Origin of the sequence: Pseudomonas ceruminis, assembly GCF_021602025.1 — a bacterium.
GTDB classification, from domain to species: Bacteria; Pseudomonadota; Gammaproteobacteria; order Pseudomonadales; family Pseudomonadaceae; genus Aquipseudomonas; species Aquipseudomonas ceruminis.
Map to the genome: position 1 here is coordinate 1 of NZ_BQHW01000072.1, position 1055 is coordinate 1055.

A 1055-nucleotide genomic window follows, 5' to 3' on the forward strand; every position below is an offset into this window, starting at 1 on the left:
GGATGCTCCGATCAACTTGTCGTGCAGCCGCGGCAAGTTGCAATTTTCCAGGCACCTACAGCGTCATTGGACGAAAAGTGACCGAAAAATCATGTACGGAGAGCTTTTTCGACCGGTTCTCCGTGTTAAACGCGAACCTCACCCATACCCATGAGCTGTTTTCGAACCCTCCACAGGTTTGCCAGGGCGAACAGCGTGGTCAACTGAGCCGTGTTTTTCATCAGCCCACGAAAACGTACTTTCACGTAACCAAACTGCCGCTTGATCACGCGAAACGGATGCTCGACCTTGGCCCGTGTCTGAGCCTTGCAGAACTCGATCTTGCGCTTGGCTTTGTACAGTACGCTGCGCTGGTTCAGCTTGGAATAGGTGCTGCGACGCGCTGCAATCTGCCAGATCACCCCCCGATTTTCATGCTCTTCGCGCCTTTCGACACCGGTGTAACCGGCATCTGCATACACGGCGTTTTCTTCGCCATGCAGCAGTTCAGCCACCTGCGTGACATCGGCCACATTGGCAGCGGTGCCATGGACGTGATGCACCAGGCCGGACTCGACATCGGCACCGATGTGCGCCTTCATCCCGAAGAAATACTGACCGCCTTTCTTGGTCTGGTGCATCTCGGGATCACGCTTGCCTTCTTTATTTTTGGTCGAGCTGGGGGCATGAATAATGGTGGCATCGACGATGGTGCCTTGGCGCAGCGACAGGCCTTTTTCCTGCAGATAACCATTGATGACCGCAAGGATTGCCGGTGCGAGCTGATGCTTCTCCAGCAAGTGCCGGAAGTTCATGATCGTGGTGTCTTCGGGGATTGGCGCGCTCAGCGTCAGGCGTGCGAACTGGCGCATGGGCGTGATTTCGTAGAGCGCTTCTTCCATGGCCGGGTCGCTCAGGGAGAACCAGTTCTGCAACAGATGGATGCGCAGCATGGTTTCCAGAGGATAGGGTTTTCTACCGCCGCCGGCCTTGGGGTAGAACGGTTCGATCAGCTCCAGCAGGCCTGCCCAGGGCACCACCTGATCCATTTCGGCGAGGAAGCGCTCTCGGCGGGT

Annotated in this window: 1 protein-coding gene; it reads right to left on the reverse strand. The window is 56.8% G+C overall.

All coding sequences use genetic code 11. The features are described from left to right. Nucleotides 1–125: 125 nt before the first annotated feature. Nucleotides 126–1055, reverse strand: a 930-nt coding sequence (locus L6D80_RS29835; RefSeq protein WP_181859317.1) for an IS5-like element ISPa41 family transposase, incomplete at its 5' end; no start/stop codon positions are given.